Origin of the sequence: Streptomyces mayonensis (genome assembly GCF_018982965.1) — a bacterium.
In the GTDB taxonomy this organism is placed as follows: domain Bacteria; phylum Actinomycetota; class Actinomycetes; order Streptomycetales; family Streptomycetaceae; genus Streptomyces; species Streptomyces mayonensis.
In genome coordinates, this window is record NZ_JACBYP010000035.1 from 35,781 (window position 1) to 59,872 (window position 24,092).

Here is a 24,092-nt window from a genome sequence, read left to right on the forward strand (position 1 = left end):
CGGGCGGTGCTCCGTACGAGTGGTGCGTTGGTCGACTCGGTCGTACGGTCGGTACGGGGAAACGGGAAGCGGAGACAAGCGACCCCGAGACGGCCGGGAGCAGACATGGGCAGGAACCCGATGAGGGCAGCGGTCACACTCTGTGCCGCCGCCGCGCTCGCAGCACCCCTGGGCACGGCCTTCGCCGCACCGTCCGCGTCACCCGCGGCGCGGACCCAGCAGACACCGCAACCGGTACTCGTCGACTGCTCGGGGCAGCCCCAGGTGCGGCCCGGGTCGTACCTGCTCGCCTGCGGGGACGGCAACAGCCGCCTCGTGTCCCTGCACTGGCTGAGCTGGGACTCGACCGGCGCGGTCGGCCGGGGCACCCACGCCGTCAACGACTGCGACCCCTACTGCGCGGCGGGTGCCTTCCACTCGTACCCCGTGACCGTCCGGCTCGACCGGTCCACGGGCGGGGAGGGAGGCACGGGTGCCCCGCACTTCACCCGGGTGACCCTCACCTACACCGACGGCAGGCCGGACGGGTCCGCGCGTACGGTGACCTATCCGCTCGCGGGCTGACGGGCCGGAGGCCCTGCCGGCCCGTCCGGCAGCACCAGCCGGCAGGTGTCGCCCGGCTGGAGGCGCACCTCGCGGTCCGGCAGCCTGACGTCGATCGGCAGCGGGCCGGCCGGGGGCACGGCGATCTCCAGCCGGCCGTGCTCCAGCCGGAACCGCACGCCCCAGTGGCCCTGGTAGCGCACGGAGAACCCGTACGACGACAGTTCCGGCAGTGGCACCGGGTCCAGCCACAGGGCGCCGCCGCGGGTCTCGAGACCGGTGAGACCGCGCTGGACGAGGTCGAGGGTGCCCGCCATGGCGCCGAGGTGGATGCCCTCGCCGGTGGTGCCGCCCTGGAGGTCGGCGACGTCGCCCTTGAGCGCCTCCTGGAAGTAGGACCAGGCCTCCGAGCGCCGGGCGCGGGCCAGGACCCAGCCGTGGACGAGTCCGCTGAGGGTCGATCCGTGGCTGGTGCGGGCGAGGTAGTGGTCGACGGTGCGCTGCCAGGTCCGCTCGTCCAGGCGGTAGCCCAACCGGTCGAAGAGTGAGCCGAGTTCGGCCGGGGAGAACAGGTGGCCGAGCATGAGGACGTCGGCCTGCTTGGATGCCTGGTAGTTGTTGACGCTGTCGTTCTCGGCCTCCAGGACGCGGTCGAGGCGCCGGATGTCGCCGTACCGCTCGCGGTAGCCCGCCCAGTCGAGCTCGGCCAGTTCGCCGTAACCCTCGAACTGGCTGACGACGCCTTCGTGGAAGGGGACGTGCAGGGTGCGGGAGACGCTGTCCCACTGTTCCAGTTCCTCCTCGCCCAGAGCGGTGCGCTCGACGAGTTCACGGCGGCGTGGTTCGGGCAGTTCGCCGAGGACTTCGAGGGTGCGGGCCAGGACCCAGGCGGCGGTGACGTTGGTGTAGGCGTTGTCGTCCAGGCCCGGCCGGTCGGCGCCGGGGTAGGCCTCGTGGTACTCGTCGGGGCCGACGACGCCGCGGATGCGGTACCGTCCCAGCCGCTCGTCCCAGGTGGCGGAGTCGGCCCAGAAGCGCGCGATCTGCAGCAGCATCTCGGCGCCCTTGGTGTGCAGGAACTCGGCGTCGCCGCTGGTCTCGCAGTACTGCCACACGTTGTACGCGATGGCCGAGCCCACGTGGTGCTGGAGGTGGGAGTGGTCCGGGAGCCAGCGGCCCGAGCGCGGGTTGAGGTGCAGCTGCTGGGTCTCCTCGCGGCCGTCGCTGCCGCTCTGCCAGGGGTACAGCGCGCCGCGCCTGCCGAGGGCACGGGCCGCCGCGCCGGCCCGTTCCAGGCGGCGGTGCCGGTAGTGGAGCAGGGCCCGGGAGACCTCGGGGAAGTGCAGGTTCAGGTAGGGCAGGACGAACAGCTCGTCCCAGAAGATGTGCCCGCGGTAGGCCTCCCCGTGCAGTCCGCGCGCCGGCACGCCCACGTCGAGGTCGGCGGTGTGCGGGGAGAGGGTCTGCAGGACGTGGAAGAGGTGCAGGCGCAGGATGCTGCCGGCCTCGCCGGGGACCTCCAGTTCGGCGCGGCGCCACAGCTGCCCCCAGGCGGTGCGGTGCCGCTCCAGCAGGTCGTCGAAGCCGGCGGCGTCGGTCACGCGGTCGACGGCGGCCTGGAGCGGGTCGCTGATCGCCGGGTCGCGGGAGGTGTGCAGGGCGACGGTCTTGTCGACGGTGACGGTGCGGCCCGGCTCGGCGCGCAGGACCGTGCGCTGGGTGACGCACAGGTGTTCGCGCGCCGTGGTGACCGGCGCGCCGGCGGTGGTGCGGGCCGCCATGCCGATCCGGATGTCCGAGGTACGGGTGCGGCAGCGCAGCCACACCGTGCCGTCGCCGGTGTCGCCGGTGTGGACGTGGGTGAGGTGACGGCCGTCGAGGTCCCGGTAGCGCGGCACCCCGGAGTTGGTGACCCCGCCGTCGAGGGACGAGGCCACCTCCAGGTCGGCCGGGCCGCCGTCGACGGTGAACTCCGTGCGCAGTGCGGCGAGGTGGGGGTCGGCCATGTGCACCAGGCGCAGCTGGCGCACGGCCAGTACGCGTTCGGCGTCGAGCCGGAAGCTGGTGCGTCGCTCCAGCAGTCCCGAGTCCAGGTGCACGGTCTGCCGGTGGTCGAGCACCTCGGCGGTGTCCGGCGTCAGCCAGTCCCCTGCGGCGGTCCTGAAGCGCAGTGGCAGCCAGTTGGGGAGGTTGACCATGTCCTCGTTCTCGACCTCGCGGCCGGCGACGGCGGAGGTGAGCCGGTTGTAGCACCCGGCCACGTAGGTGCCCGGATAGTGCGTGTCACCGGCGGGGCACTCGGGCAGGGCGCCGCGGGTGGCGAAGTAGCCGTTGCCGAGGGTGCACAGGGACTCCCTGAGCCGTTCCTCGGCCGGGTCGTAGTGTGCGTAGTCCCAGGTCGAGGGGGTCGCGGTCATCGCGAGCCGTCCCAGCTCCAGTCGGCGATCTGGGGCATGTCGACGCCGTGTTCGCGGATCCAGTCGTGGTGGCGCAGCCGGGCGTCCTCCATCCGCTGCCGCACGGCGGCCGCGCGCACCGCGAGTCCCGGCACCCGGTCGATGACGTCCATGACGAGGCGGAAGCGGTCCATGTCGTTGCCGAGCACCATGTCGAACGGGGTGGTGGTGGTCCCGATCTCCTTGTAGCCGCGCACGTGGAGGTGCGCGTGGCCGGTGCGCCGGTAGGCGAGCCGGTGGATCAGCCAGGGGTACCCGTGGTAGGCGAAGACGACCGGCTTGTCCGCGGTGAACAGGCCGTCGTACTCGAAGTCGGTCATGCCGTGCGGGTGTTCGCCGCTGGGCAGGAGCCGGGCGATGTCCACCACGTTCACCACGCGCACCGCGAGCCCGGGCAGGTGGTGGCGGATCAACTGCGCGGCGGCCAGCACCTCCTGGGTGGGGACGTCGCCCGCGCAGCCGAGCACCGCGTCGGGCTCGCGGCCGCCGTCCTCGGTCCCGGCCCAGTCCCAGATGCCGGCGCCCCGTGCGCAGTGCACCTTCGCCTGCTCCATGGAGAGCCAGTCGAAGCAGGGCTGTTTGCCGGCGACGATCACGTTGACGTAGTCGCGGCTGCGCAGCGCGTGGTCGGCGACGGAGAGCAGGGTGTTGGCGTCCGGCGGCAGGTAGACCCGGACGGCTTCGGGGCTCTTGTTGAGGATGTGGTCGACGAACCCGGGGTCCTGGTGGGAGAAGCCGTTGTGGTCCTGGCGCCACACGTGGGAGGTGAGCAGGTAGTTGAGGGAGGCGATGGGCGCCCGCCAGGGCAGTCGGCGGGTGACGCGCAGCCATTTGACGTGCTGGTTGACCATCGAGTCGACGATGTGGACGAAGGCCTCGTAGCAGGAGAACAGGCCGTGGCGGCCGGTGAGGAGGTAGCCCTCCAGCCAGCCCTGGCAGGTGTGTTCGGACAGGATCTCCATCACCCGGCCGTGCCGGTCGAGGTCCTCGTCGACGGGCAGCGTCCTCTCCTGCCAGGCCTTGCCGCTGGCGGTGTAGACGGCCTGGAGCCGGTTGGAGGCGGTCTCGTCGGGGCCTACGAGCCGGAAGTCCCGCCGGTCTGCGGTGGCGTCCATGACGTCGCGCAGCAGGTCTCCGAGGACCCGGGTGGGCTCGTGCATGCTCGCGCCGGGGCGGTCGACCGGCACGGCGTACTCGTCCGGGTCGGGCAGGGGCAGCTCGCGCAGGAGCAGGCCGCCGTTGGCGAAGGGGGTGGCGCCCAGGCGACGGGGTCCCTCAGGGACGGCGGCGAGGACGGCTGGGCGCGGTGCTCCGGTGTCGTCGAAGAGTTCCTCGGGCCGGTAGGAGCGCAGCCAGCGCTCCAGCTGCGCGAGGTGGTCCGGGTCGGTGCGTACGGCGGGCAGCGGGACCTGGTGGGCGCGCCAGGTGTTCTCCACGGGCACGCCGTCGACCTCCGCCGGGCCGGTCCAGCCCTTGGGGGTGCGCAGGACGATCACCGGCAGGCGGGCTCGGTCGGTGGCCCCGTCCTCGCGGGCGGCCCGTTGGAGGGCGGCGATGCGGTCCAGGGCGGTGTCCATGGCCTGGGCCATGGCGCGGTGGACGGCGGCCGGGTCGTCGCCGGTGACGTACAGCGGGTCGTGGCCGTAGCCGCGCAGGAGGGAGTCGAGTTCCGCCTCGGGGAGGCGGGCGAGGACGGTCGGGTTGGCGATCTTGTAGCCGTTGAGATGCAGGATCGGCAGGACCGCGCCGTCGTGGACGGGGTCGAGGAACTTGTTGGAGTGCCAGGACGTGGCCAGCGGGCCGGTCTCCGCCTCGCCGTCGCCGATCACGCAGGCGACCACGAGGCCGGGGTGGTCGAAGGCGGCGCCGTAGGCGTGCGAGAGCGCGTAGCCCAGCTCGCCGCCCTCGTGGATGGAGCCCGGCGTCTCGGGCGCGACGTGGCTCGGCACGCCGCCGGGGAAGGAGAACTGTCTGAACAGCCGGGCCATCCCCGCCGCGTCCCTCGTGACGTCCGGGTAGGTCTCGCTGTACGACCCCTCCAGCCACGCGTTGGCCAGGACGGCGGGCCCGCCGTGTCCTGGACCCCAGACGCACAGGGCGTCGAGACCGCGCGCCTTGATCACCCGGTTGAGGTGGGTGTGGACCAGGTTGAGACCGGGTGAGGTGCCCCAGTGGCCGAGCAGCCGGGGCTTGACGTGCTCGGGGCGCAGCGGTTCGGCCAGCAGGGGGTTGTCCATCAGGTAGATCTGGCCGACGGAGAGGTAGTTCGCGGCGCGCCAGTGGGCGTCCAGACCCGCGAGTTCCTCGTCGGTGAGCCCGGGCGGCGGCTGCTGCGTGTCGGCGGACATCGGGGGCCTTTCCGTTCGGGACAGCGGTCGGGGAGGGGCAAGGGTCCCGTGGACATCCCAACCCTGTGCGGACCGGGCGGGTACCCGAGAGGGCCGTTCGGGTCACGTCGGGATCCGGACGACCCGGGCGCTCTCGCGCGGACCCCGGGCGCCGCTCGCTCGGACTGCCGGGAATCCGGGACAGGGAGACCGGGGCAGGACGGCGAGGGCGAGGGCCGTGAGCAGCACGGCCGAACAGCACGGCCGCCACCGGCGCCGACCCCGGTGCCGGCCGTGCTGGCGCAGCGAGTACCCCAACTTCGCCGCGTTACACCGCGATTGGCCGAGTATTCGAGGATCCGCGAAGGGCGCACGGGGTCGGGTGGCCGCCGTTATCAATTTTGCATGTCATGCATCTTTGCATACCATGCAACTTATGTCGGAGAAGAGTGCCGCAGAGGGCGGGCTGCGGGAGCGGAAGAAGCGGGCCACGCGTGCCGCTCTCGCCGAGGCCGCGGTGCGTCTCGCCGCGGAGCACGGCGCGGAGAAGGTCACCGTCGAGGCGATCAGCGCCGCCGCCGGAGTGTCGGTGCGTACCTTCTTCAACTACTTCGACACCCGCGACGACGCCTTCGTGGTCATCGACGCGGAAGCGGGCGCGCGCATGCGGCGCGCCGTCGTCGAGGCACCGGCCGGCCTCTCCCCGCTGGAAGCCCTGCGCGAGGCCATGGCGGCGGAACTGGCCGAGGCGGAACAGCAGCACGAACTGTGGCGTCTGCAGGCCGAGGTCCTGCACGCCTCCCCGCACCTCCTGGCGCGCGGCGTCGGGGCCCACAGGGCGGCCGAGGAGGACCTGGCCGACGCCGTCGCCGAGCGCCTGCGCGGGGCCGGCGGCACGGGCGGCTCCGGACCCGGGTCCGAGCCCGGCCTCTATCCGCGGCTGCTGGCCGCGGTGGCGAGCGTCGCGGTGCGCACCAGCATGGACCACTGGTCCGCCCACCAGGAGGAAGCCGCCTTCCTGGACGTCTTCCGCGAGGTCTTCACGCTCCTCGCCGCCGGTCTCCCGGCACCCTCCGCGTAGCCTCCGCGCCGGGCTCGCGACCCACCGGACCACCACACGAAAGAGATGCCGTGACCGCTACCCAGGCGCCCGCCGACGCGCCTCCCACCTCCATGACCCACCGGCAGATACTCCAGGCCATGTCGGGCCTGATGGCCGGCATGTTCGTCGCCATCCTGGCCGGTACCGTCGTGGCCAACGCGCTGCCGACGATCATCGCCGACCTGGGCGCCAGCCAGTCGTCCTACACCTGGGTCGTGACCTCCGAGCTGCTGGCGATGACCGCGACGGTGCCCCTGTGGGGCAAGCTGTCCGACCTCTTCAACAAGAAGCTGCTGCTCCAGCTGTCGCTGAGCATGTTCGTGGTGGGCTCGCTGCTGGCCGGCTTCTCGCACGGCGTCGGGCTGCTGATCTTCAGCCGGGTCGTGCAGGGCATCGGTGCGGGCGGTCTGACCGCTCTCGCCCAGGTCGTGATGGCCTCCGTCATCCCGCCCCGCCAGCTGGGCAAGTACGCCGGCATCTTCGGTGCCGTCTTCGCCGTGGGCACCGTGGCCGGACCGCTGGTCGGCGGCGTCCTGGTGGACACCTCGTGGCTGGGCTGGCGCTGGTGCTTCTTCATCGGCGTGCCGTTCGCGCTGCTCGCCATCGCCCTGCTGCAGCGCACGCTGCGGCTGCCGACCACACGGCGCGAGGTGCGCATCGACTGGCTCGGCGCCTTCCTGATCGTCGCCGGTGTCTGCGCGCTGCTCATCTGGGTGTCCCTGGCGGGCAACGAGTTCGACTGGGCCTCCTGGCAGACCGGCGCGCTCACGGGCGGCGGCGTGCTGCTGCTGGTCGCGGCGGTGTTCGTCGAGGCCCGCACCGCGGAGCCGGTCATCCCGCTCGGCATCTTCAAGAACCGCACGGTCACCCTGACCACGGTCGCCAGCCTCCTGGTCGGTGTCGCCATGTTCGGCGGGACCGTCTTCCTCTCGCAGTACTTCCAGGTCTCGCTGGGCAAGTCGCCGACCGTCGCGGGTCTGATGAGCCTGCCGATGATCCTCGGCCTGCTGGTGTCCTCCACCGTGGCCGGACAGGTCATCAGCCGCACCGGCAAGTGGAAGCGGTACCTGGTGGCGGGCGCGGTGATCATGGCCGCCGGCCTCGCGCTGCTGGCCACGATCGACGCGAGCACCAGCTTCGGTCTGCTCAGCCTCTACATGGCGATCCTGGGTGTCGGCGTCGGCATGCTGATGCAGAACCTGGTGCTGGCCGCGCAGAACGACGTGGCCGCCTCCGACCTGGGCGCCGCGACCTCCGTGCTGTCCTTCTTCCGCAGCATGGGCGGCACCATCGGCGTCAGCGTCCTCGGCGCGATCCTCGCCAACCGGGTCGCCGACGAGATGGCCAAGGGTCTCAGCAACGCCGGCATCACCGTGCCCGGTGGCGAGGGATCGGGCGAGAGCAGCGTCCCGGACATGTCCGCGCTGCCCGCCCCGATGCGCACGATCGTCGAGCACGCCTACGGAGTGGCGACGGCCGATCTGTTCCTGATCGCCACGCCGTTCGCCGTGCTCGCGCTGGTCGCCGTCGTCTTCATCAAGGAGAAGCCCCTGAAGACCACCAGCGGCATGGAGCGCCTGGCCGAGGAGTCCGGCGAGGGTCTCGCCGGACCGGCCGGCAAGGACCCGGCACCCGTCGCCTGAGGCGCCCGGCGACAGCGGGGCTCGCCCGTCCGTGCGGACGGGCGAGCCCCGCTGTCGTGCACGGCGGCGGCCAGGGCCGCCGGTCAGCCCCGGGCCATCGCGATCGAACCGGCCAGGCGCTCCCCCGCCTCGTAGATCATGTAGGGGACGCCGTGGTCCGTGCCGAAGGACGGCGAGGCGGAACGTCCGTTCTCCGGTGCGGAATTCCGGGAGTCGTAGAACACTCCGAGGTGCTCGCGGCGGGAGAAGTCGTTGCCGACCTCGGTGATCATCAGGTCGCCGCCGCTCTCCTTGTCCTTGTTGTAGACGACGTACGTGCTGTTGTTCCGGTGCAGCAGGTGCGGGCCGCCCACGTTGACGGCGCCGACGTCGCCGTGGCGCACCAGCGGCTCCTGGGAGAAGGTCCAGTCGCGGCCGTCCGCGGACCAGCCCCAGCCGATGTCCCGGTGGTCCGACTTGTTGTTCATCATGAACACCATGACGTAGTGGGCGCCGCGCGAGGGCAGTTCGTGCGGGAAGACCCGCGCGTACGAGGTCTCGGTGGTGCCGGACGGCAGCATCGAGGTGCTCAGCACGACCTTGTCGTACGTGAAGTCGACGCCGTCGGCGGAACGGGCCAGCCTGGTCGTGGTGTTCTCGCCGTGGAAGTACAGCCACATCTCCTTGCGGCCCGCGTGCCACATCACGTGCGGCGAGGAGACGTGGCTGACGGAGTAGTGCGGCGACCACTTCTTGGAGACGATCGGGTTGTGCGGGTACTCCGTGAACGGGCCCTCCAGCGAGTCGCCGTAGGCCAGGCAGATGCCGCCGGGGGCGTCGTGCGGGGCGTAGTAGAGGTAGTAGCGGCCGAGCCGGCCGTTCGCGGGCAGCCGGTCGTAGACGCCCCGTACGGTCGGGAAGATGATCTCGCCGGTGGGGTTGTAGGCGAGCCGGGACGGGGTCAGCAGGGTGCGGACGTAGGTGTAGTCGGGGAACCCGCCGGGCGCGGCGGAGGCGGTGGGCACGGCGGTGGCGCCCAGCGCGAGGGCGGCGCCGGTGGCGGCCGTGCCCTTCAGGAACAGTCGGCGGTCGAGGTGCGGCTCGTGCATGTCGACTCCTGGAGAGAGGGGAAGGGTCACACGTACAGGGCGGCGGTGACGCACATGCCGCCCAGGGCGACCAGCCAGACGTAGGGCAGGGTGCGGAGCATGACCTGCTGCGGGCTGACGCCCGCGTACTGCGCGGCCCACACGGTCTGGGTGCTGGTCGGGTCGGCGACGCCGAAGACCTGGTTGTAGGAGGTGGCCATGCCCAGGACGGCGACGGCCGGGTAGATGCCGGTGGCGATGAGGACGCCCGCGATGCCCGCGCCGAGGCCGAACACGTTCAGCGGGCCGCGGTAGAGGCACAGCGGCACCAGCAGGGTGAAGACGATGACGAACAGCACCGGGTTCTGCGGGCTGACCGCCTTCATCAGCGGCTCCAGGGCGTCCACCGCGCCGGGCAGCTCGACGGCCGCCAGCAGGATGCCGATCGCCACGAACAGGGCGAGCGGCGGCGCGGCCACCTCGAAGCCGCCGTACAGGGTGCGCAGCAGCCGCTTGTTCATCTCGCCGGGCCGGGTGGTGGTGACCAGCGCGTAGAGCACGCCGGCCAGCATCGAGGGGATGATGGCGACGTCCAGGCCGAGGGCCAGGACCAGCGGGACCACGGGGGCGAGCAGCGCGTACCAGGGCGCGTCGCCGAGGCGTTCGCGGCGCGGGGCCGGGCGCGCGGAGACGGACTTGAGCGACCAGGCGTGCTCGGTGCCGCGCCGCCGGTTCTCGACGACGACGTAGGCGACCGCGGCGACCAGGGCGAACGGGAACAGCTTCACCATGAAGCCGCGCACGGTGTCGACCGGCAGGTCGAGGGCGGTGGAGAAGAACTGCCAGACGGGCAGCTCGAAGGGGACGCCGACCGCGATGCCCATCAGCACGGTGCCGGCGGCCGTCACCTTCGGCACGCCGACGGCGACCATGGCGGGGATGCCGATGATGCCGGCCAGCATCGCGGCGGGCGCCGAGCCGGTGACGGTGCCGACGAGCGCGGAGACGGCGAGCACCCCGAGGGCGACGACGGTGGGCCGGTCGCCGCCGAACTCGACGATCTTGCGGACGAGGGTGCCCGCGATGCCGGTCTCGTCGAGGAGCTTGCCCAGCCAGGAGCCGAGGATGATGGCGACCATCGTCGCCGCGAGCGCCGGGGCGCCCTCCTGGAGCACCGTGTCCAGGACGCTGTTCTCGCCGGTCAGGGGTGCGCCGGAGAGGAAGGCGATGACCACGGCGAGCAGGACCAGCGCGAAGGCGGTGGGGAGCTTGCGGGTGAGCATCGCGGCGACGCCGGCCGCCATGACGAGGAGGATGACGACACCCATGGGTCAGTTCTCTCTTCTTGCGTCACGTGCAGGTGGTGGGGTGGTCCCGCTCCCGGCCTCGGCCTCGGCGGCCAGGGCGGCGGTCAGCAGCAGGGGGCTGCGGCCGAGTCCGCAGACGGTACGGGCGTAGGCGTGCGCGGCCACCTCCTCCGCGCCGGCGACGTGGCCGGGTACGCGCAGCCGGCCCAGGCGCAGGGCGCTGTGCCCGAGGGCCTGCTTCAGGGCGGCCTTCGCGGGGCCGTGGTGGAGGTGGACGTGCACCGCCTCGTGGGCGAGGGCGGCGGCCCGCACCGAACCGGGCGGGTACCAGTGGCGCCAGCCGCGGGCGTCGACGGTCCGTTCCGCGAGGTCGATCGTGTCGGTGAACAGCTCGACCGTGGGAGGTCTGGAGCCGTAGCGGGCCAGTAGCCCGAGTTCGAGCCCGCCCTCGCTCTCCACGACCCGGGCGGTGCACGCGACGGGCGCGAGGGCGGCGCCGAACGCGTCAGCCGCCCGCGCCCACCGGCGCAGCAGTTCCGGGTCGCGGTGCTCGTGGGTCGGGGTGGCGGCCAGCAGCCGCACGGCCCAGCCGAGGTCGTCGGTGGCGGCGAGGTCGGCCGTCCCCGGGGCCTGTGACACGCTCATTCGCGCACCTCCAGTACGGCGACCACCGGCTCGTCGGCGGCACGGGAGCGCAGTTCGCTGCGGGCCAGGGCGAGCAGCGGCTGCGGGTCCAGTACGCCGGAGAGGTCGGCGATGCGGGAGCCGAGCAGCAGCCGCACGGCGGGGGCGCGGACGCCTCCGTCGCCGTAGGAGGTGTGCTCGGCGACCAGCTTGGCCAGCACCTCGGGGGCGCCGGCGACGGTGGTGGCCTCGACCCGGGCGTCGGTGGCGTGGTGCCGTACGACGCCGTCCGCGTCGACGACGCGCACCGGGTGCCGGACGGGCCGGAACCGGCGGCGGACCTCGACGCCGTACACGGTGTGCGCGGGGGTGCCGGCGATCACCTGCACGTCCGCCGGGTCGGTCTTCAGGCTGGCGGCGGCCAGGCGCAGGCGCTCGGCGTCGTCGGCCCGGTGGGAGCGGTCCTGGGTGCGCAGTTCGGTGGCGCCGGTGGCGACGGCGCGCACGACGTTGGTCTGCGGGTCGACGGTGACCTCGACCTCGACACCGTCGGCGGCGGCGCCCTGCTGGACCACGGCGCGTTCGGCCTCGGCGCGGACGGCGAGGATCTGCTCCTGGGTGGCTCCGGGCACGATCCGCTCGACCTGCTCGCGGACCAGGGCGAGGGCGACACCGATGGGGCTGATGACCTCGGCGTGCTGCGCGATGCGGCCGGTCATGCCGGTGCGGGCTGCCAGGTGCGGGGTGACGGAGGCCGCGCCGCCGCCCCCGCCGACGAGGACGGCGGTGTCGGTGTCGAGGCGGTACTCGCGCACGAGGTCGTCCACGACGGACTTCACCCGGTCGGTGCCGGCGTCCAGGAGCCGGGCGGCGGCGGTGGGCACGTCGGTGCCCAGGGCGGCGGCGAGCGGGGCCAGCGCGGCGCGGGCGGTCTCCGGGCCGGCGTGGGCGAAGTCGCCCTCGGGGGCCAGGCCGAGGGCGTTCGCGGCACAGGTCATGGTGAGCGCGAACCGGCCGCCGGCCGCATCCAGGACCGCGTAGTCGGCGGGGTCGCCGGGCAGCGGGCTGATCATGGTCAGCTTCGCGTCCCGCAGGTCGGCCGGGTCGGCGTAGCAGGCGTACGGCAGCCCGGCGATGTGCGCGCTGCGCGGTCCGGTGCCGGTGACCCGGCCGCCCGAGACGCGGACCATGGAGCCGCCGCCGACGCCGACGGTGCGGACGTCGAGGGCGTTGAGGTAGGAGCTCTGCCCGAGCAGGACCGCGTGCCGTACCGCGACCTTGCCGCGCCTGACGACGCTGATGTCGGTGGAGGTGCCGCCGGTCTCCAGGAACACGCCCTCGCTGACCCGCTCCTGCATCAGCGCGCCGGCGACTCCGGCGGCCGGCCCGGACAGCACCGTGAGCAGGGGCCTCCTGCGCATCTCGTCCAGGGACATCACTCCCCCGTCGCAGCGCATCACCATCAGCGGCGCGGTGACCCCGGCCTTGGTGATGGAGGCGTCGACGAGGTCGGCGGTGGCCAGCATCCGGGGCAGGATCGCCGCGTTGACGACGGCGGTGCGGGTGCGCTTGCGCAGCCCGTACAGGGAGGTGATCTCGTGCGCGGCGGTGGTCGGCAGGCCGGTGGCGCGGGCCGCGTCGGCGACCGCCTCCTCGCCCTCGGGCCGGTCGACGCCGAAGGGCTCGCTGGCCACCAGGGCCTGGGCGCCGGACTCCGTGAGCCGTCCGACGGCGGCCCGGACGGCGGGGGCGTCGTCGGGGTCGGCCACGTGCGCGTAGTGCAGCGGCAGCCGCTTGCCGGGGGTGAGTTCGAGCTTGGCCAGGGTGGCGAGCCGGCGGGTGAAGTACGTTCCGCCGCCGGTGCCGATGCCGAGCAGGCCGACGGTGGCGACGTCGCCCTCCAGCAGGGCGTTGGTAGCCTGTGTCGTGCCGTGCGCCAGGAACGCGACGTCGGCGGGTGCGTGTCCGGTCTGCTTCAGCAGCCGGTCGAGCGCCTCGACGATGCCGTGCGCGACGCCGTCCTCGTGATGGTGGCTCGTGGGTACCTTCACCTGGCCCACGAGCCTGAGCGTCGTGGCGTCGACCGCCACGGCGTCGGTGAAGGTTCCGCCCACGTCGATGCCGACGCGGATGCGGTGGGTGGTCATGTCCGGGCACCTCCTTGTGCTGGGTCGGTCCGCACGCGGGCGGTCACCGGGCGGGGCAGGTGGTGCTGCCCCGCCCGGACTCCCCTGGGGGCGTGGTCCGGATCCTGCCGGGGTCGGCGGCAACGCACCGTTGCCTGGAACCGGCCGGATCCGAACGACACCCCCTCGCGCGCGGGGTCGTTCAGTAGCCCCTGACGTCGGGCCAGTGACGCTCCACGCCGGCGCGGTCGAGCACCTTGGCGAACTCGTCGTACCGCTTGTCCTCGGCCTGCACCTGGTGCGGCTCCACGTTCTCGGCGAGGCAGTGGGCGGCGAGGGCTCCGGCGACCTCGCCGATGTTCCACTCCACCGGGTGCAGGCGGTAGCAGCCGTTGGTGATGTGCGTGGTGCCGAGGTTCTTGCCGGCCGGCAGCAGGTTGCGCACCCGGCGGGGCACGAGGGCGCCGAGCGGTATCTCGAAGGGCACGGAGCCGATGTCGACGTAGCCGTCGCCGCCGGTGGACGGGTGCAGGTCGATGCGGTAGTTGCCGACGCCCACGGAGTCCCGGTGGCGGGTGCGGCCGTACGGGCCGATCAGGTCGATGGCCACGTCGTGCTCGGTGACGGTGGTGACCGCCTTGATCCGGCGGGACTCGCGCACGTAGGCCGCCTTGGCGAGGCCGTCCTCGGTGCCGGTGACGTCGGGCCGCAACCTCAGCCCCGGGAATCCGGTGCCGCCGTCGCTGCGGGGCGCCTCGGTCTGCAGCCAGTAGAGCACCGACAGGGACAACTGCCGTGCCTCGCGCAGGGCTTCGGCCTCCTGGCCGATGTAGGGCTTCAGCCAGTAGTCGTTCAGGGGCCAGTTGACGAGGGTGATGTCGGAGTCGAAGGCGCCGTCGCTGTGCAGCTTGCGGGCGAGGATGCGGCGGAAGCCCCACAGTTCCTTGTCGCCCGCGTCGGCGCTCTGGTCGGCGTTGACGGCCAGCGGGTCGAGGTCGGGGTTGGGTTCGAAGGTGCGCGGCACCGGTTCCAGGGTGCGCGGGTCGGGGGCCTCGAAGCCGAGCAGCGGGCCGGGCCAGAACTCGGGCTTGTAGTCGCGCCAGAAGTCGTAGTCGGCGGGGCGGTCGACGGTGTGGTCCTCGCCCTCGTGGTGGGAGAGGGCGAAGCAGACGGTGATGCCCTGCTGGTTGCCCGGCTGGGCCTGCTCGGGTGCGTGGGGTTCGTCGAACTCGGCGCGGGACTCGGCGCCGTTGACGTGCTCGACGCCGGCGAGGTGGAGCAGTTCGCCGGTCTCGGTGGCGTCCAGGACGTACCGGGCGGGGACGGTGCGGCGGGTGCCGTCGCGGAGGTTCTCCAGGGTGACGGCACGTACGGCGTCGCCGTCGGCCTCGGCGGCCACCGGGCGGTGCTCGGTGAGGACCGTGAGCAGCCCGGCCGCCCGGTGCGGGGCGAGCATGCCCTCCAGGACGGCGAGGGCGGCGCGGGGCTCGTGGCAGAGCTTGCTGACCCGGCCCGCGCCGGGGTTGAGGTCGGTGAGCGCGGCGGCCTCGGCCCGCAGGGGGTACCACTGGCGGTAGTACTGGCGGATGCCCTCGCGCAGCCGCCGGTAGGTGGCGGTGGTGCCGAACTGCTCGACCCACGGGTGCTCGTCGGGCGGCACGGCCTGGCTGGTGAGCTGGCCGCCGATCCAGTCCGTCTCCTCGGTCAGGACGACGCTGCGGCCGGCCCGGCAGGCGGCGAGGGCGGCGGCGACGCCGCCGAGGCCGCCACCGACGACGAGGATGTCGGGTTCCGGTATCACGCTGCTCCTTCTGGTGGTGCGGTCGGTACGGGGGTGAGGTCGGTACGGGGGTGTGCGGTCCTGGAGTCGGTGTGGTCGGTACGGGGGTGTGTTCAGGGGGTGGCCGGTGGTCCCGCGGTGGTGCCCGGCCGGAAGGCGCAGGCGACGAACGTGCCCACGGCCGGGCCGCCGCCGATCCGGGCGGCGAGCAGGCGCACGGCCTCGGCGCCCAGGGCGGGGCGCGGGATGTCGAAGCCCATCGGCACCGGTCCGTCCGCGAGGTCGGCGGGCGGACTGCCGAGCAGCGCGAGGGACACCTGGCCGGGGCAGTCCAGGCCCGCCTCGTCGACGGCGGCGCGCAGGGCACGCCAGGCGGCTCCGGTGTCGGTCTCCTCGGCGACGAAGGCACTCACGCCGTCGGCGAGCCAGGCCCGGATGCGGTCGGCGGTCAGATCGCGACGCGGGTCGCCGCTGCGGAAGACGGCGCCGGGGCCGCCGGGCAGGCCGCTCGCCGCGAGACCGTCCAGGAAGCCGCGTTCACGGTCGGCGGACGCGGGCGCGTCGTCGTCCTCGCGGACCAGCAGGACCCGGCGGTGGCCGAGTCCGGCGAGCGCGGTGACGACCTCGCGGCTGGCGCTGACGTAGTCGGCACCCACCCAGGCGAGGCCCTCCGGTTCGTCGTGCCGGCCGACGTGGACGACGGGGAAGCCGTCGGCGACCAGCCGGCCCAGCTCGTCCGAGGGGGCGTGGCGGCCCAGGAAGAGGCAGCCGTCGGCCAGGCGCACGCGGTTGAGCGCGCCGGTGCCGCCGGCCCCCGCTCCCCCGGTGCTCGACCCGGTGAACAGCACCAGGTCGTACCCCTGGGCGGCGGCCTCCTGCTCCACGCCGACGAGGAACGGGTAGTACGAGTGCCGGACGTCGGTCGGGAAGGTCGCGGTGAAGCTGAAGACGCCGAGCAGGTTGTTGCGGGCGGCGGCGAGCCGGCTGGCGGCCGGGTCGGGGACGTAGCCGAGACTGCGGGCGGCGTCCAGGACTTTGGCCCGGGTCGGTGCCGAGATCGGCCGCCCGGTCGCGATGTCGCGGCCCGAGAGCACCAGGGACACCGTCGCCTGTGAGACCCCCGCGAGCCTGGCGACCTCGGCCTGCCTCGGCCGGCCCCGCCGGCCGGCCGGTGCGGGCGCCCTGCCCGGTCGCTCCCGCCCTGCGGCTTCCTTCGCCACCGCCGCCCCTCTCTGTCGCTTCTCTCGCGCCCGCTCTGTGGCGTCGCCGTGTCGCGCCGCTCTCCCGCACTGCGTGTTAATGCGCATTACCTAATGCGCATTAACCAGTAATGTGAAGCAGGGCGGGCACGGGGTCAAGGGGTTGCGCCGAAGAAAACGCGCCGTGGCGGCGGGACGGTCGCCCGCCGCCACGGTGCGTGTCGGATCAGATGCCGAACGGCGCCGCGTACCGGACGGTGCCCGCGGGCAGCGGGTGGGCGGCATCCAGGGTGAGGGCCATCAGAGCCTCGTCCGGGACGTCGACGGTCAGCCCGATGCCGTGGGCGGATGCCCGGGTGAAGCCGAAGCGCGGGTAGTACTCGGGGTGGCCGAGGACGACGACGTGGCGCTCGCCGAGCCGCCCGGCCGCGTCCAGCGCGGCCCGCACGGCGGCCGTGCCGGCGCCGCCGCGCTGCCGCTCGGGACGCACCGCGACGGGGGCCAGGCACAGCGCCGGACGGTCCCCGATGTGGCACCGGGTCAGCAGGGCATGGCCCACGGGACGGTCGGAGTCGTCCACCGCGACGAGGGACAGCCCCTCGATCCACGCCCCGGGGTCGGCGCGCAGCGCGTCGACGAGGGCGGCCTCCTCGGGGGTGGGGAAGGCGGCGGTGACGATGTCGCGGACGACGGGGATGTCGGCGCCGGTCTCGGCGCGGGTGTTCCAGGTGCGGGGCATGACGGGACGATGATCCCTTCCGGTGTGCGTTCTGCGGGAAGCGGGGTCAGGACGCCGCTCGGGACGCGAGGGAGACCCGGGCGCCACGAGGGGCTGCGCACACGGTCATCGACCTCACCTCCCTCTTGACTGATTCCCTGAACGCGAACGGTGGCCAGTGTACCGGCGGTCTTGCCCGGGAAGAAGGGCGTCCGGCGAGGTCGCCCCCGCGTATCGTGCCGTCCGGCGACCAATCCGCAGGCCGCGGGGCCCCGGATTACGCGGGGAAACCCACGCCCCGTCGCACTCGTCTTGGAGAAGCCACCGTGAAGGAAGCCGTACACATCGGCAGAAACCCGTCGTCCCAGCCAGATCTGCAGAAGCTGATGCGTGAGGTGGCCCTGGGCGATCAGGACTCGTTCGCCGCGGTCTACGACGCGGTGGCGGGGTCCGTGCTCGGGGTGGCCCGGGCGGTGCTGCGCGACCAGGCGCAGTCGGAGGAGGTCGCGCAGGAGGTGCTGGTGGAGGTGTGGCGCACGGCGCCCCGCTACCGGCCCGAGCGCGGCACGGTGGTCAACTGGATCCTGACCCTGGCCCACCGGCGGGCGGTCGACCGGGTGCGCTCGGTGGAGGCCGCGGCGGCCCGTGACCACAAGGCCGCCCTGCTCGACCGGACGCCCGAGTACGACGAGGTGACCGAGCAGGTCGAGACCCGGCTGGAGCGGGAGCAGGTGCGGCGCTGTCTGCGCACCCTGACCGACATACAGCGCCAGTCCGTCACCCTGGCCTACTACCGCGGCCTGACCTACCGGCAGGTGGCCGAGGCGCTCGCGCTGCCGCTCGGCACGGTCAAGACGCGACTGCGTGACGGTCTCATCCGGCTCCGTGACTGCCTGGGGGTGAGCGCGTGATGCGCACCGAGGACCTGCACAGCCTGACGGGCGCCTACGCCCTGCACGCGCTGCCCGACGACGAGCGGGACGCCTTCGAACGCCATCTGGCGGGCTGCGTCACCTGCGCCCAGGAGACCCGGGAGTTCGCCGCCGCCACGGCCCGGCTGGGACTGGCCGAGACCCTTGCGCCGGGTCCCGTGCTCAAGGAGCGCGTGCTGCACCGCATCACCACCGTGCGCCAGGTTCCGCCGGACGGCGGCACGGCGCAGAAGGCCCGCCGCGCCGCGCCCCGCGGACGGGGTCTCGCCCGGTGGGCGCTGGCCGCCTGTCTGGCCGCCGCCGCGGGCCTCGGCGGCACGGCGGTGTGGCAGTACGAACGCGCGCAGGACGCCGCGGAGCGCGCCGCACAGGCCGAGCAGCGGGCCGAGACCCTCGCCGGGGTGCTGGCCGCGCCGGACGCCGAGTCCCGTACGGCACGGCTGTCCGACGGGGCGCGCGGGACGCTGGTCGTCTCCGAGGACCGGGACCGCGCGGTCTTCCTGGCCTCGGGCATGGCCGAGCCGCCGCAGGGCAAGGTGTACCAGCTCTGGTTCGACGACCACGGCACGATGCGCTCGGCGGGCCTGATGGATTCCGGCAGCACCAGTCAGGCGGTGCTGATGGAGGGGGCCGTCGACGGTGCGGCGGGCGTGGGCATCACGGTCGAGCCGGCCGGCGGGTCGGAGCAGCCGACCTCCGACCCGGTCGCGCTGCTGAGCATGCCTGCCTGAACCTGAAAGGGGGTGAGGGCCGGGCCCTCACCCCCTTTCAGGTTCAGTTCTCGTTCAGGACCGGAGACGGTCCCGCACCGGGGGTCCTACGCGGACCCGCGCGGCGGACGCGGGAAGAAGCCGCCGGTGCGTGCCGCGTAGGCGCCCCACCCCGGCCGGTCGGCCATGTGCCGCTCGAGGAGCCGCTTCCCACTGCCACCGATCAGCAGGTACGACATCACCAGCGGGGAGACGACGGACACCGCGGCGGCGCCGGGGCCCGCGTCGCAGGCGATGAGGAACAGGCCCCACCAGACGCAGAAGTCGCCGAAGTAGTTGGGGTGCCGGGTCCAGCTCCACAGCCCGCGGTCCATGATGTGCCCCCGGTTGGCCGGGTCCGCCCTGAACCGGGCCAGCTGGGCGTCCCCCACGGACTCGAAGGCCAGGCCCACCGCCCACACCACGGCTCCGGCCCAGGCCAGGACCGACGGCGCCCCGGCCCCGTACGCGGCGGCCTGCACCGGCAGCGACACCAGCCACACCAGGGCGCCCTGGAGCAGGTAGACCATGCGCAGGGCGTAGAGGTTACGGCTGCCGGGGGCCTTGGCGAGCATCGCGTCGTAGCGCGGGTCCTCGCCGTGGCCCCGGCCGCGCCGGGCGATGTGCGCGGCCAGCCGCACCCCCCATACGACGGTCAGTACCCCGACGAGCACCTGGCGCCCGGTGCCGCCCTCCCCCGTCACCGCCGCGACCGAGCAGGTCACGGCGGCGACGGCGGCGAAGCCGAGGCCCCAGGCGACGTCCACGATCCGGTGGACGCCCTTGCGCAGGGCGACGGCGAAGGTGGCCAGCATGACGGCGAACGCGGCCGCCGCCGCCCAGCCGAGGCCCGCGGCGAACGCGCCCCACGGGAAGCCGTTCACGAACGGTCCAGCCGCTCGTACCACTCCCCCGGCGTCGCGGGCATCCCGCTGACGCCCTCGGCGGTGGGCCGGACGCTCAGGATCTGGTCGACGCCCATGCGCCGCTGCTCGAAGGCGAGCGCGCCGCCCACCAGGTACAGCCGCCACACCCGGGCCGTCTCCTCGCCGGCCAGCGCGACGAACGCGTCCCAGCGCTGCTCCAGGGTGCGGTGCCAGGCGGCGACCGTACGGACGTAGTGCTCGCGCAGCGACTCGACGTGGCGTACTTCCAGCCCCGCGTCCTCCAGGAGCTGGACGGTCTCGCCCAGGGGACGCATGTGCATGTCGGGGGCGATGTAGGCCTCGATGAAGGCGCCGCCGCCGGGTGCGTTGCGTCCGCGGGACATCTGCTGCACCAGGACGCGTCCCCCGGGGCGGACCATGCGGTGCAGCGCGGCGGCGAAGGCCGGGTACTCGGCGTCCCCGACGTGCTCGCCCATCTCGACGGTGGAGACGGCGTCGTAGTCGCCGCCGGTGATGTCGCGGTAGTCCTGGCAGATCACCTCCACCCGGTCCGCCAGGCCGCGCTCCCGCACCTGTCCGCGCACGTGGGCCGCCTGTTCCCCGGCGAGGGTGACCGCGGTGACCCGGGTCTTGTGCCGTTCGGCCGCGTACAGGGTCAGCGAGCCCCAGCCGCAGCCGATGTCGAGGAGGCGGGAGCCGTCGGTGAGGCCCAGCTTGCGGCAGATCAGCTCAAGCTTGGCGCGCTGGGCGCCGGCTGCGTCGGTCTCGGTGTCGGCGTCGCTGTACGTCTCCGGCCACAGCCCGCACGAGTAGGCCATGGTCTCGTCGAGGAGGAGCCGGTAGAAGTCGTTGGAGAGGTCGTAGTGGTGGCTGATCGCGGCGCGGTCGCGGGACTTGGTGTGCAGGCCGCCGCGCAGCCGGGCCTGGGAGGCGGGGGTCGCTGGGCGGGGGCCGACGGCACCGAGGCGGACGGCGGTGCCCGCCGCGCGGACCCGGTCCGCGAGGGAGAGGCGGGGCGGGTGCAGCCGGCGTTCGCGGGTCGCCGTCCACATGCGGCGCAGGCCGTCGGCGAGGTCGCCGTCGATGTCGAGTTCGCCGGTGACGTAGGCCTGCGCCAGGCCGAGTTCGCCGGGCTGCCACAGCAGGCGGCGCAGGGCGCGCCGGGAGCGGACGACGACCGCGGGGCCCTCGGCGGGGCCGGTCTCGGAGCCGTCCCAGGCGCGCAGCCGGACGGGGAGCGGGCCGCCGAGCGCGTCCTCGACGAGCGCGGCGAGCCGGTGGGCGGCGCCGGTCCTGGCGGTGCGGACGGTGCTCATCGGGCGGTGCCCTCCTTGGTGAACAGGTACTGCTGGACGTCGAGGTAGGCGGCGCGGAAGCCGGCCTCCGAGTAGGCGAGGTAGAACGTCCACAGGCGCCGGAAGGTCTCGTCAAAACCGAGGGCGTCGACCTCGGCGGCGCGCTCGGTGAACCGCTCGCGCCACAGCCGCAGCGTCTCGGCGTAGTGCGCGCCGAAGTCGTACCGGTGGGCGACGCGCAGGCCGGTGTGGTCGCGGACGGTCGCCTCTATCGCGTCGGTGGAGGGGATCAGGCCGCCGGGGAAGACGTACTTCTGGATCCAGGTGTGGGTGTCGCGGGCGGCGAGCATGCGCTCGTGCGGCATGGTGATGGCCTGGAGGGCGGCCCGGCCGCCGGGGGCGAGGCGCTCGTCGAGGGTGCGGAAGTAGACCGGCCAGAACTCGGCGCCGACGGCCTCGATCATCTCGACGCTGACGACGGCGTCGTAGGTGTCCTTCTCCTCGCGGTAGTCGCGCAGTTCGACCCGGACCCGGTCGGCTAGGCCCGCCTCGCGGGCGCGTTCCAGGGCGCGGTCGCGCTGTTCGCGGGAGAGGGTGAGCGAGGTGACGTGGGCGCCGCGCCGGGCGGCGCGCAGGGCCAGTTCGCCCCAGCCGGTGCCGATCTCCAGGAGCCGGGTGCCCTCGCCGACCTCGGCGAGGTCGAGCAGCCGGTCGATCTTGCACTGCTGGGCGGCGGCGAACGAGGCGCGGCGGGCGGGGAAGACGGGGAAGACGGCGGAGGAGTAGCTGAGGGTGTCGTCCAGGAAGAGGGCGAACAGGTCGTTGGACAGGTCGTAGTGGCTGCTGATGTTGTCCCGGGCGCCTTCGGGCGTGTTGCGCCGGTCGGCGGGCCGGCGCTGGTGCCACAGGCCGCGCAGCCGCTGGAGCGGGGCGGGGACCAGGTCGGCCGCGTGGGCGGCGAGCACGGTGAGGGCGCCGACCAGGTCCGGGGCGTCCCACTCCCCGGCCATGTGGGACTCGCCGAAGCCGATGAGGCCCTGGGCACCGATCCGCCCGTGGAAGGCGTCGGGGTCGTGGACCTCCACCAGCGGACCGCCGAGGCCGACGGTGTCCCCGTCGGCGAACCGGACCCGCAGGGGCAGCCGGCCGAGGGCGCGCCGCACTACGGCGGCGGTGACGGCGCGGCGCGCCCGGGAGGACCTGGGCGGCGCGGCGACGTCGGGCCAGCGGTGCGGGTCGACCGGGGTGCGGCGGCCCGAGGGGACGGGGGTCGCGGCGGCGGGGCGTGGGTGGGTTGCGGTCATGTCGCTTTCTCCGTGGTGCGGTGACTCGGGCGCGGCCGGACGGGCAGACCGCGCAGGTAGAGACGGATGCCGTGCCTGCGGATCCCGGCCGACACCGCGAGGGTCGAGAAGGGGTGCCGCAGCGCGAGCCGCAGGAGTGCGGCGGGGGTCGCCTCCCGCCGGGTGCCCCGCACGGTCGCGGTGAACGGCCGGGCGCCCGGGCGGTCCAGGCGTACGGTCAGGTCGAGGCGGTCCGCGGGCAGCGGCAGCCGCATGCGGTAGGCGCCGTCGACCGGGAAGAACGGCGAGACGTAGAACTCCTTGTCCACGTGCGCGACGCCCGCCTCGTCGGGGTTCAGCAGGTAGGTGTGGCGTTCGCCGTAGGTGTTGTGCACCTCGGCGACCACGCAGCGCGGGGCGCCGCCCGGGCCGTGACACCAGTACAGGGTCAGCGGGTTGAAGACGTGGCCGAGGACGCGGGCGTGGGTGAGCATCAGGACCCGGCCGCCCTCCAGGTCGACACCGCGGGAGGCGAGGAAGCGCTCCAGGCCCGCGCGCAGCGTGGGGGCGTCGCCGGTGAAGTGGTCGCGGGCGCGGAATCCGGCCAGCGGGCGCAGCGGGTGGGGCAGTTCGGGGAGGTGGTCGAGGTCGACGAGCCACATGTAGGTGCGGTGGCGCAGGGTGTACCGGACCGGGTCAAGGCGTATGTGCCCGATCTCGCAGGGGTACAGCCCGGGTCGTGCCGTCGGGGCGGGGGTCACCAGGTCACTCCGAGGGCTGCGGCGGCCTGCACCCCCGAGCGGCAGCCGTCCTCGTGGAAGCCCCAGCCGTGGTAGGCGCCGGCGTAGGCGGTGACCGGCGTGCGCAGTGCGGGCAGGCGGCGCTGCGCGGCGACCGACTCGGGCGTGTAGACGGGGTGTTCGTAGGTCATGCGGGCCAGCACCCGGCCGGGGTCGACGCGGTCCTCCCCGCCGAGCGTGACGACGTAGCGGTCGGCGGCGTCGAGGCGCTGCAGCCGGTTCATGTCGTAGCTGACCCTGACCCGGTCGGCGCCCGCGTCGCAGGCCGGCATGAGGTAGTTCCACGACGACCGGGCGTTGCGGGAGCGGGGCAGCAGGGTGGTGTCGGTGTGCAGGAGCGTGGCGTTGCGGGAGTAGCGGAAGGCGCCGAGCACCTCCTTCTCGTCGGGCGTCGGGTCGGCCAGCAACTCCAGTGCCTGGTCCGGGTGTACGGCGACGACGAGGTGGTCGTAGGTCTCGGTGGTGCCGTCGGCGGCGGTGACGTCGACGCCGTCCGCGTGCCGGGTCACGGCGCGGACCGGGGTGGCGGTGCGGACGTCGGGCAGCCGCTCGGCGATCCGGTCGACGTAGGAGCGGGAGCCGCCGGTGACCGTGCGCCACACCGGCGAGCCGCCGACGGCGAGCATGCCGTGGTGGTGCAGGAAGCGGAACAGGTAGGCGGCCGGGTAGCGCTGGGCGGTGGCGGCGTCGCAGGACCACACCGCGGAGACCACGGGCGTCATGAAGTGGGCCCGGAAGTACGGCGAGAAGCCCTCGCGGTCCAGGAACTCGCCGAGCGTCAGGGCCTGGTCGGCGTCCTCGGTGAGCAGCCGGCGGGCGGCGCGGTGGAACCGGGGCACCTGTGCGAGCAGCCGCAGGTAGGGGCCGTGGAGGGCGTTGCGCGGGCGGGCGAGCAGTCCGGCGGGGCCGCGGGCGCCTGCGTACTCGAGTCCGCAGCCCTCGCACCGGACCGACATGCTCATCTCCGACTCCTGGGTGGCGACACCGAGTTCGTCGAAGAGACGCAGGAGGTTCGGGTAGGTGCGGCGGTTGTGCACGATGAATCCCGAGTCGACCCGGTGGACGCGGCCGTCGGACGAGGTGAGGTCGTGGGTGTGGGCGTGTCCGCCGAGGCGCCCCTCGGCCTCGTAGAGGGTGACGTGGTGGGCCCCGCCCAGTACGTGTGCGGCGGTCAGACCCGCCACTCCGCTGCCGACGACGGCGGTACGGCGTGCGGCCTCCCCTGACGCTCGCGGCATGTCGCTGCTCCTCCAC

19 protein-coding genes are annotated in these 24,092 nt (G+C 73.6%); 5 read left to right on the forward strand and 14 right to left on the reverse strand.

Annotated elements, in window-relative coordinates:
• The first annotated feature begins 105 nt into the window (after positions 1-105).
• Entirely contained in the window at positions 106-564 is a 459-nt protein-coding gene (locus HZS56_RS16045; RefSeq protein ID WP_216721362.1) for a hypothetical protein, read from the forward strand.
• Here HZS56_RS16045 and HZS56_RS16050 read toward each other — a convergent pair.
• Positions 546-2,960: a glycoside hydrolase family 65 protein gene (locus tag HZS56_RS16050; RefSeq protein ID WP_216721363.1), complete on the reverse strand. Its 2,415-nt coding sequence runs from the start codon at positions 2,958-2,960 to the stop codon at positions 546-548. The genes HZS56_RS16045 and HZS56_RS16050 overlap by 19 nt on opposite strands.
• Complete coding sequence (locus HZS56_RS16055) at positions 2,957-5,347, reverse strand: phosphoketolase family protein (RefSeq protein WP_216721364.1); 2,391 nt, start codon at positions 5,345-5,347, stop codon at positions 2,957-2,959. Before HZS56_RS16055 ends, HZS56_RS16050 begins: the two co-directional genes overlap by 4 nt.
• 406 nt (positions 5,348-5,753) lie before the next feature.
• On the opposite strand from HZS56_RS16055, the gene HZS56_RS16060 reads away from it, so the two are divergent.
• The gene (locus HZS56_RS16060; protein ID WP_216721365.1) at positions 5,754-6,407 is read left to right on the forward strand and encodes a TetR/AcrR family transcriptional regulator; all 654 of its coding nucleotides are present in this window, start codon (positions 5,754-5,756) and stop codon (positions 6,405-6,407) included.
• 92 nt (positions 6,408-6,499) lie between these two features.
• Positions 6,500-8,071 carry an MDR family MFS transporter gene (locus HZS56_RS16065; protein ID WP_216721390.1) on the forward strand — a complete coding sequence of 524 codons (1,572 nt, stop codon included), beginning with the start codon at positions 6,500-6,502 and terminating at the stop codon, positions 8,069-8,071.
• A gap of 83 nt (positions 8,072-8,154) precedes the next feature.
• Here the strand turns inward: HZS56_RS16065 and HZS56_RS16070 are convergent, their stop codons facing one another.
• The 7 genes from HZS56_RS16070 to HZS56_RS16100 form a co-directional block, all read right to left on the reverse strand.
• Positions 8,155-9,159, reverse strand: coding sequence for a twin-arginine translocation signal domain-containing protein (locus HZS56_RS16070; protein WP_216721366.1), 1,005 nt, complete (start codon positions 9,157-9,159; stop codon positions 8,155-8,157).
• A 26-nt stretch (positions 9,160-9,185) separates the two neighbouring features.
• Entirely contained in the window at positions 9,186-10,466 is a 1,281-nt protein-coding gene (locus tag HZS56_RS16075; RefSeq protein ID WP_216721367.1) for a TRAP transporter large permease subunit, read from the reverse strand.
• Positions 10,467-10,469: 3 nt separating this feature from the next.
• Entirely contained in the window at positions 10,470-11,090 is a 621-nt protein-coding gene (locus tag HZS56_RS16080; protein WP_216721368.1) for a hypothetical protein, read from the reverse strand.
• Entirely contained in the window at positions 11,087-13,216 is a 2,130-nt protein-coding gene (locus HZS56_RS16085) for a hydantoinase/oxoprolinase family protein (RefSeq protein WP_216721369.1), read from the reverse strand. The genes HZS56_RS16080 and HZS56_RS16085 overlap by 4 nt, the downstream gene beginning before the upstream one ends.
• Before the next feature lie 181 nt (positions 13,217-13,397).
• Positions 13,398-14,996 (reverse strand): FAD-dependent oxidoreductase, encoded by a 1,599-nt coding sequence (locus HZS56_RS16090; protein WP_216721370.1) that lies wholly within the window; start codon positions 14,994-14,996, stop codon positions 13,398-13,400.
• 92 nt (positions 14,997-15,088) lie between these two features.
• Positions 15,089-16,195 (reverse strand): LacI family DNA-binding transcriptional regulator, encoded by a 1,107-nt coding sequence (locus HZS56_RS16095; RefSeq protein WP_216721371.1) that lies wholly within the window; start codon positions 16,193-16,195, stop codon positions 15,089-15,091.
• 205 nt (positions 16,196-16,400) lie between these two features.
• Positions 16,401-16,913, reverse strand: a complete 513-nt coding sequence (locus HZS56_RS16100) for a GNAT family N-acetyltransferase (RefSeq protein ID WP_216721372.1) — start codon at positions 16,911-16,913, stop codon at positions 16,401-16,403.
• A gap of 305 nt (positions 16,914-17,218) precedes the next feature.
• Between HZS56_RS16100 and HZS56_RS16105 the strand changes: the two genes are divergently transcribed.
• Both HZS56_RS16105 and HZS56_RS16110 read left to right on the forward strand, forming a co-directional pair.
• On the forward strand, positions 17,219-17,803 hold the full coding sequence (locus HZS56_RS16105; RefSeq protein ID WP_216721373.1) for a sigma-70 family RNA polymerase sigma factor: 585 nt from the start codon (positions 17,219-17,221) through the stop codon (positions 17,801-17,803).
• The gene (locus tag HZS56_RS16110) at positions 17,803-18,555 is read left to right on the forward strand and encodes an anti-sigma factor (RefSeq protein WP_216721374.1); all 753 of its coding nucleotides are present in this window, start codon (positions 17,803-17,805) and stop codon (positions 18,553-18,555) included. Before HZS56_RS16105 ends, HZS56_RS16110 begins: the two co-directional genes overlap by 1 nt.
• Before the next feature lie 86 nt (positions 18,556-18,641).
• On the opposite strand, the gene HZS56_RS16115 is transcribed toward HZS56_RS16110, so the two are convergent.
• The 5 genes from HZS56_RS16115 to HZS56_RS16135 are packed head-to-tail and all read right to left on the reverse strand — an operon-like array spanning position 18,642 to position 24,076.
• Entirely contained in the window at positions 18,642-19,457 is an 816-nt protein-coding gene (locus HZS56_RS16115) for a DUF1295 domain-containing protein (protein WP_216721375.1), read from the reverse strand.
• Positions 19,454-20,776, reverse strand: a complete 1,323-nt coding sequence (locus HZS56_RS16120) for an SAM-dependent methyltransferase (protein ID WP_216721376.1) — start codon at positions 20,774-20,776, stop codon at positions 19,454-19,456. Before HZS56_RS16120 ends, HZS56_RS16115 begins: the two co-directional genes overlap by 4 nt.
• Positions 20,773-22,059 carry an SAM-dependent methyltransferase gene (locus HZS56_RS16125; RefSeq protein ID WP_216721377.1) on the reverse strand — a complete coding sequence of 429 codons (1,287 nt, stop codon included), beginning with the start codon at positions 22,057-22,059 and terminating at the stop codon, positions 20,773-20,775. Before HZS56_RS16125 ends, HZS56_RS16120 begins: the two co-directional genes overlap by 4 nt.
• Entirely contained in the window at positions 22,056-22,799 is a 744-nt protein-coding gene (locus HZS56_RS16130) for a DUF1365 domain-containing protein (protein WP_216721378.1), read from the reverse strand. Before HZS56_RS16130 ends, HZS56_RS16125 begins: the two co-directional genes overlap by 4 nt.
• Complete coding sequence (locus HZS56_RS16135; protein ID WP_216721379.1) at positions 22,796-24,076, reverse strand: NAD(P)/FAD-dependent oxidoreductase; 1,281 nt, start codon at positions 24,074-24,076, stop codon at positions 22,796-22,798. The genes HZS56_RS16130 and HZS56_RS16135 overlap by 4 nt, the downstream gene beginning before the upstream one ends.
• Positions 24,077-24,092: the final 16 nt, after the last annotated feature.

Coding starts and splice junctions, on each gene's coding strand:
- HZS56_RS16080 (WP_216721368.1), bottom strand. CDS start 11,090: ATGAGCGTGTCACAGGCCCCGGGGACGGCCGACCTCGCCGCCACCGAC.
- HZS56_RS16100 (WP_216721372.1), bottom strand. CDS start 16,913: ATGCCCCGCACCTGGAACACCCGCGCCGAGACCGGCGCCGACATCCCC.
- HZS56_RS16075 (WP_216721367.1), bottom strand. CDS start 10,466: ATGGGTGTCGTCATCCTCCTCGTCATGGCGGCCGGCGTCGCCGCGATG.
- HZS56_RS16070 (WP_216721366.1), bottom strand. CDS start 9,159: ATGCACGAGCCGCACCTCGACCGCCGACTGTTCCTGAAGGGCACGGCC.
- HZS56_RS16055 (WP_216721364.1), bottom strand. CDS start 5,347: ATGTCCGCCGACACGCAGCAGCCGCCGCCCGGGCTCACCGACGAGGAA.
- HZS56_RS16085 (WP_216721369.1), bottom strand. CDS start 13,216: ATGACCACCCACCGCATCCGCGTCGGCATCGACGTGGGCGGAACCTTC.
- HZS56_RS16120 (WP_216721376.1), bottom strand. CDS start 20,776: ATGAGCACCGTCCGCACCGCCAGGACCGGCGCCGCCCACCGGCTCGCC.
- HZS56_RS16110 (WP_216721374.1), top strand. CDS start 17,803: ATGCGCACCGAGGACCTGCACAGCCTGACGGGCGCCTACGCCCTGCAC.
- HZS56_RS16135 (WP_216721379.1), bottom strand. CDS start 24,076: ATGCCGCGAGCGTCAGGGGAGGCCGCACGCCGTACCGCCGTCGTCGGC.
- HZS56_RS16065 (WP_216721390.1), top strand. CDS start 6,500: ATGACCCACCGGCAGATACTCCAGGCCATGTCGGGCCTGATGGCCGGC.
- HZS56_RS16045 (WP_216721362.1), top strand. CDS start 106: ATGGGCAGGAACCCGATGAGGGCAGCGGTCACACTCTGTGCCGCCGCC.
- HZS56_RS16125 (WP_216721377.1), bottom strand. CDS start 22,059: ATGACCGCAACCCACCCACGCCCCGCCGCCGCGACCCCCGTCCCCTCG.
- HZS56_RS16060 (WP_216721365.1), top strand. CDS start 5,754: ATGCAACTTATGTCGGAGAAGAGTGCCGCAGAGGGCGGGCTGCGGGAG.
- HZS56_RS16050 (WP_216721363.1), bottom strand. CDS start 2,960: ATGACCGCGACCCCCTCGACCTGGGACTACGCACACTACGACCCGGCC.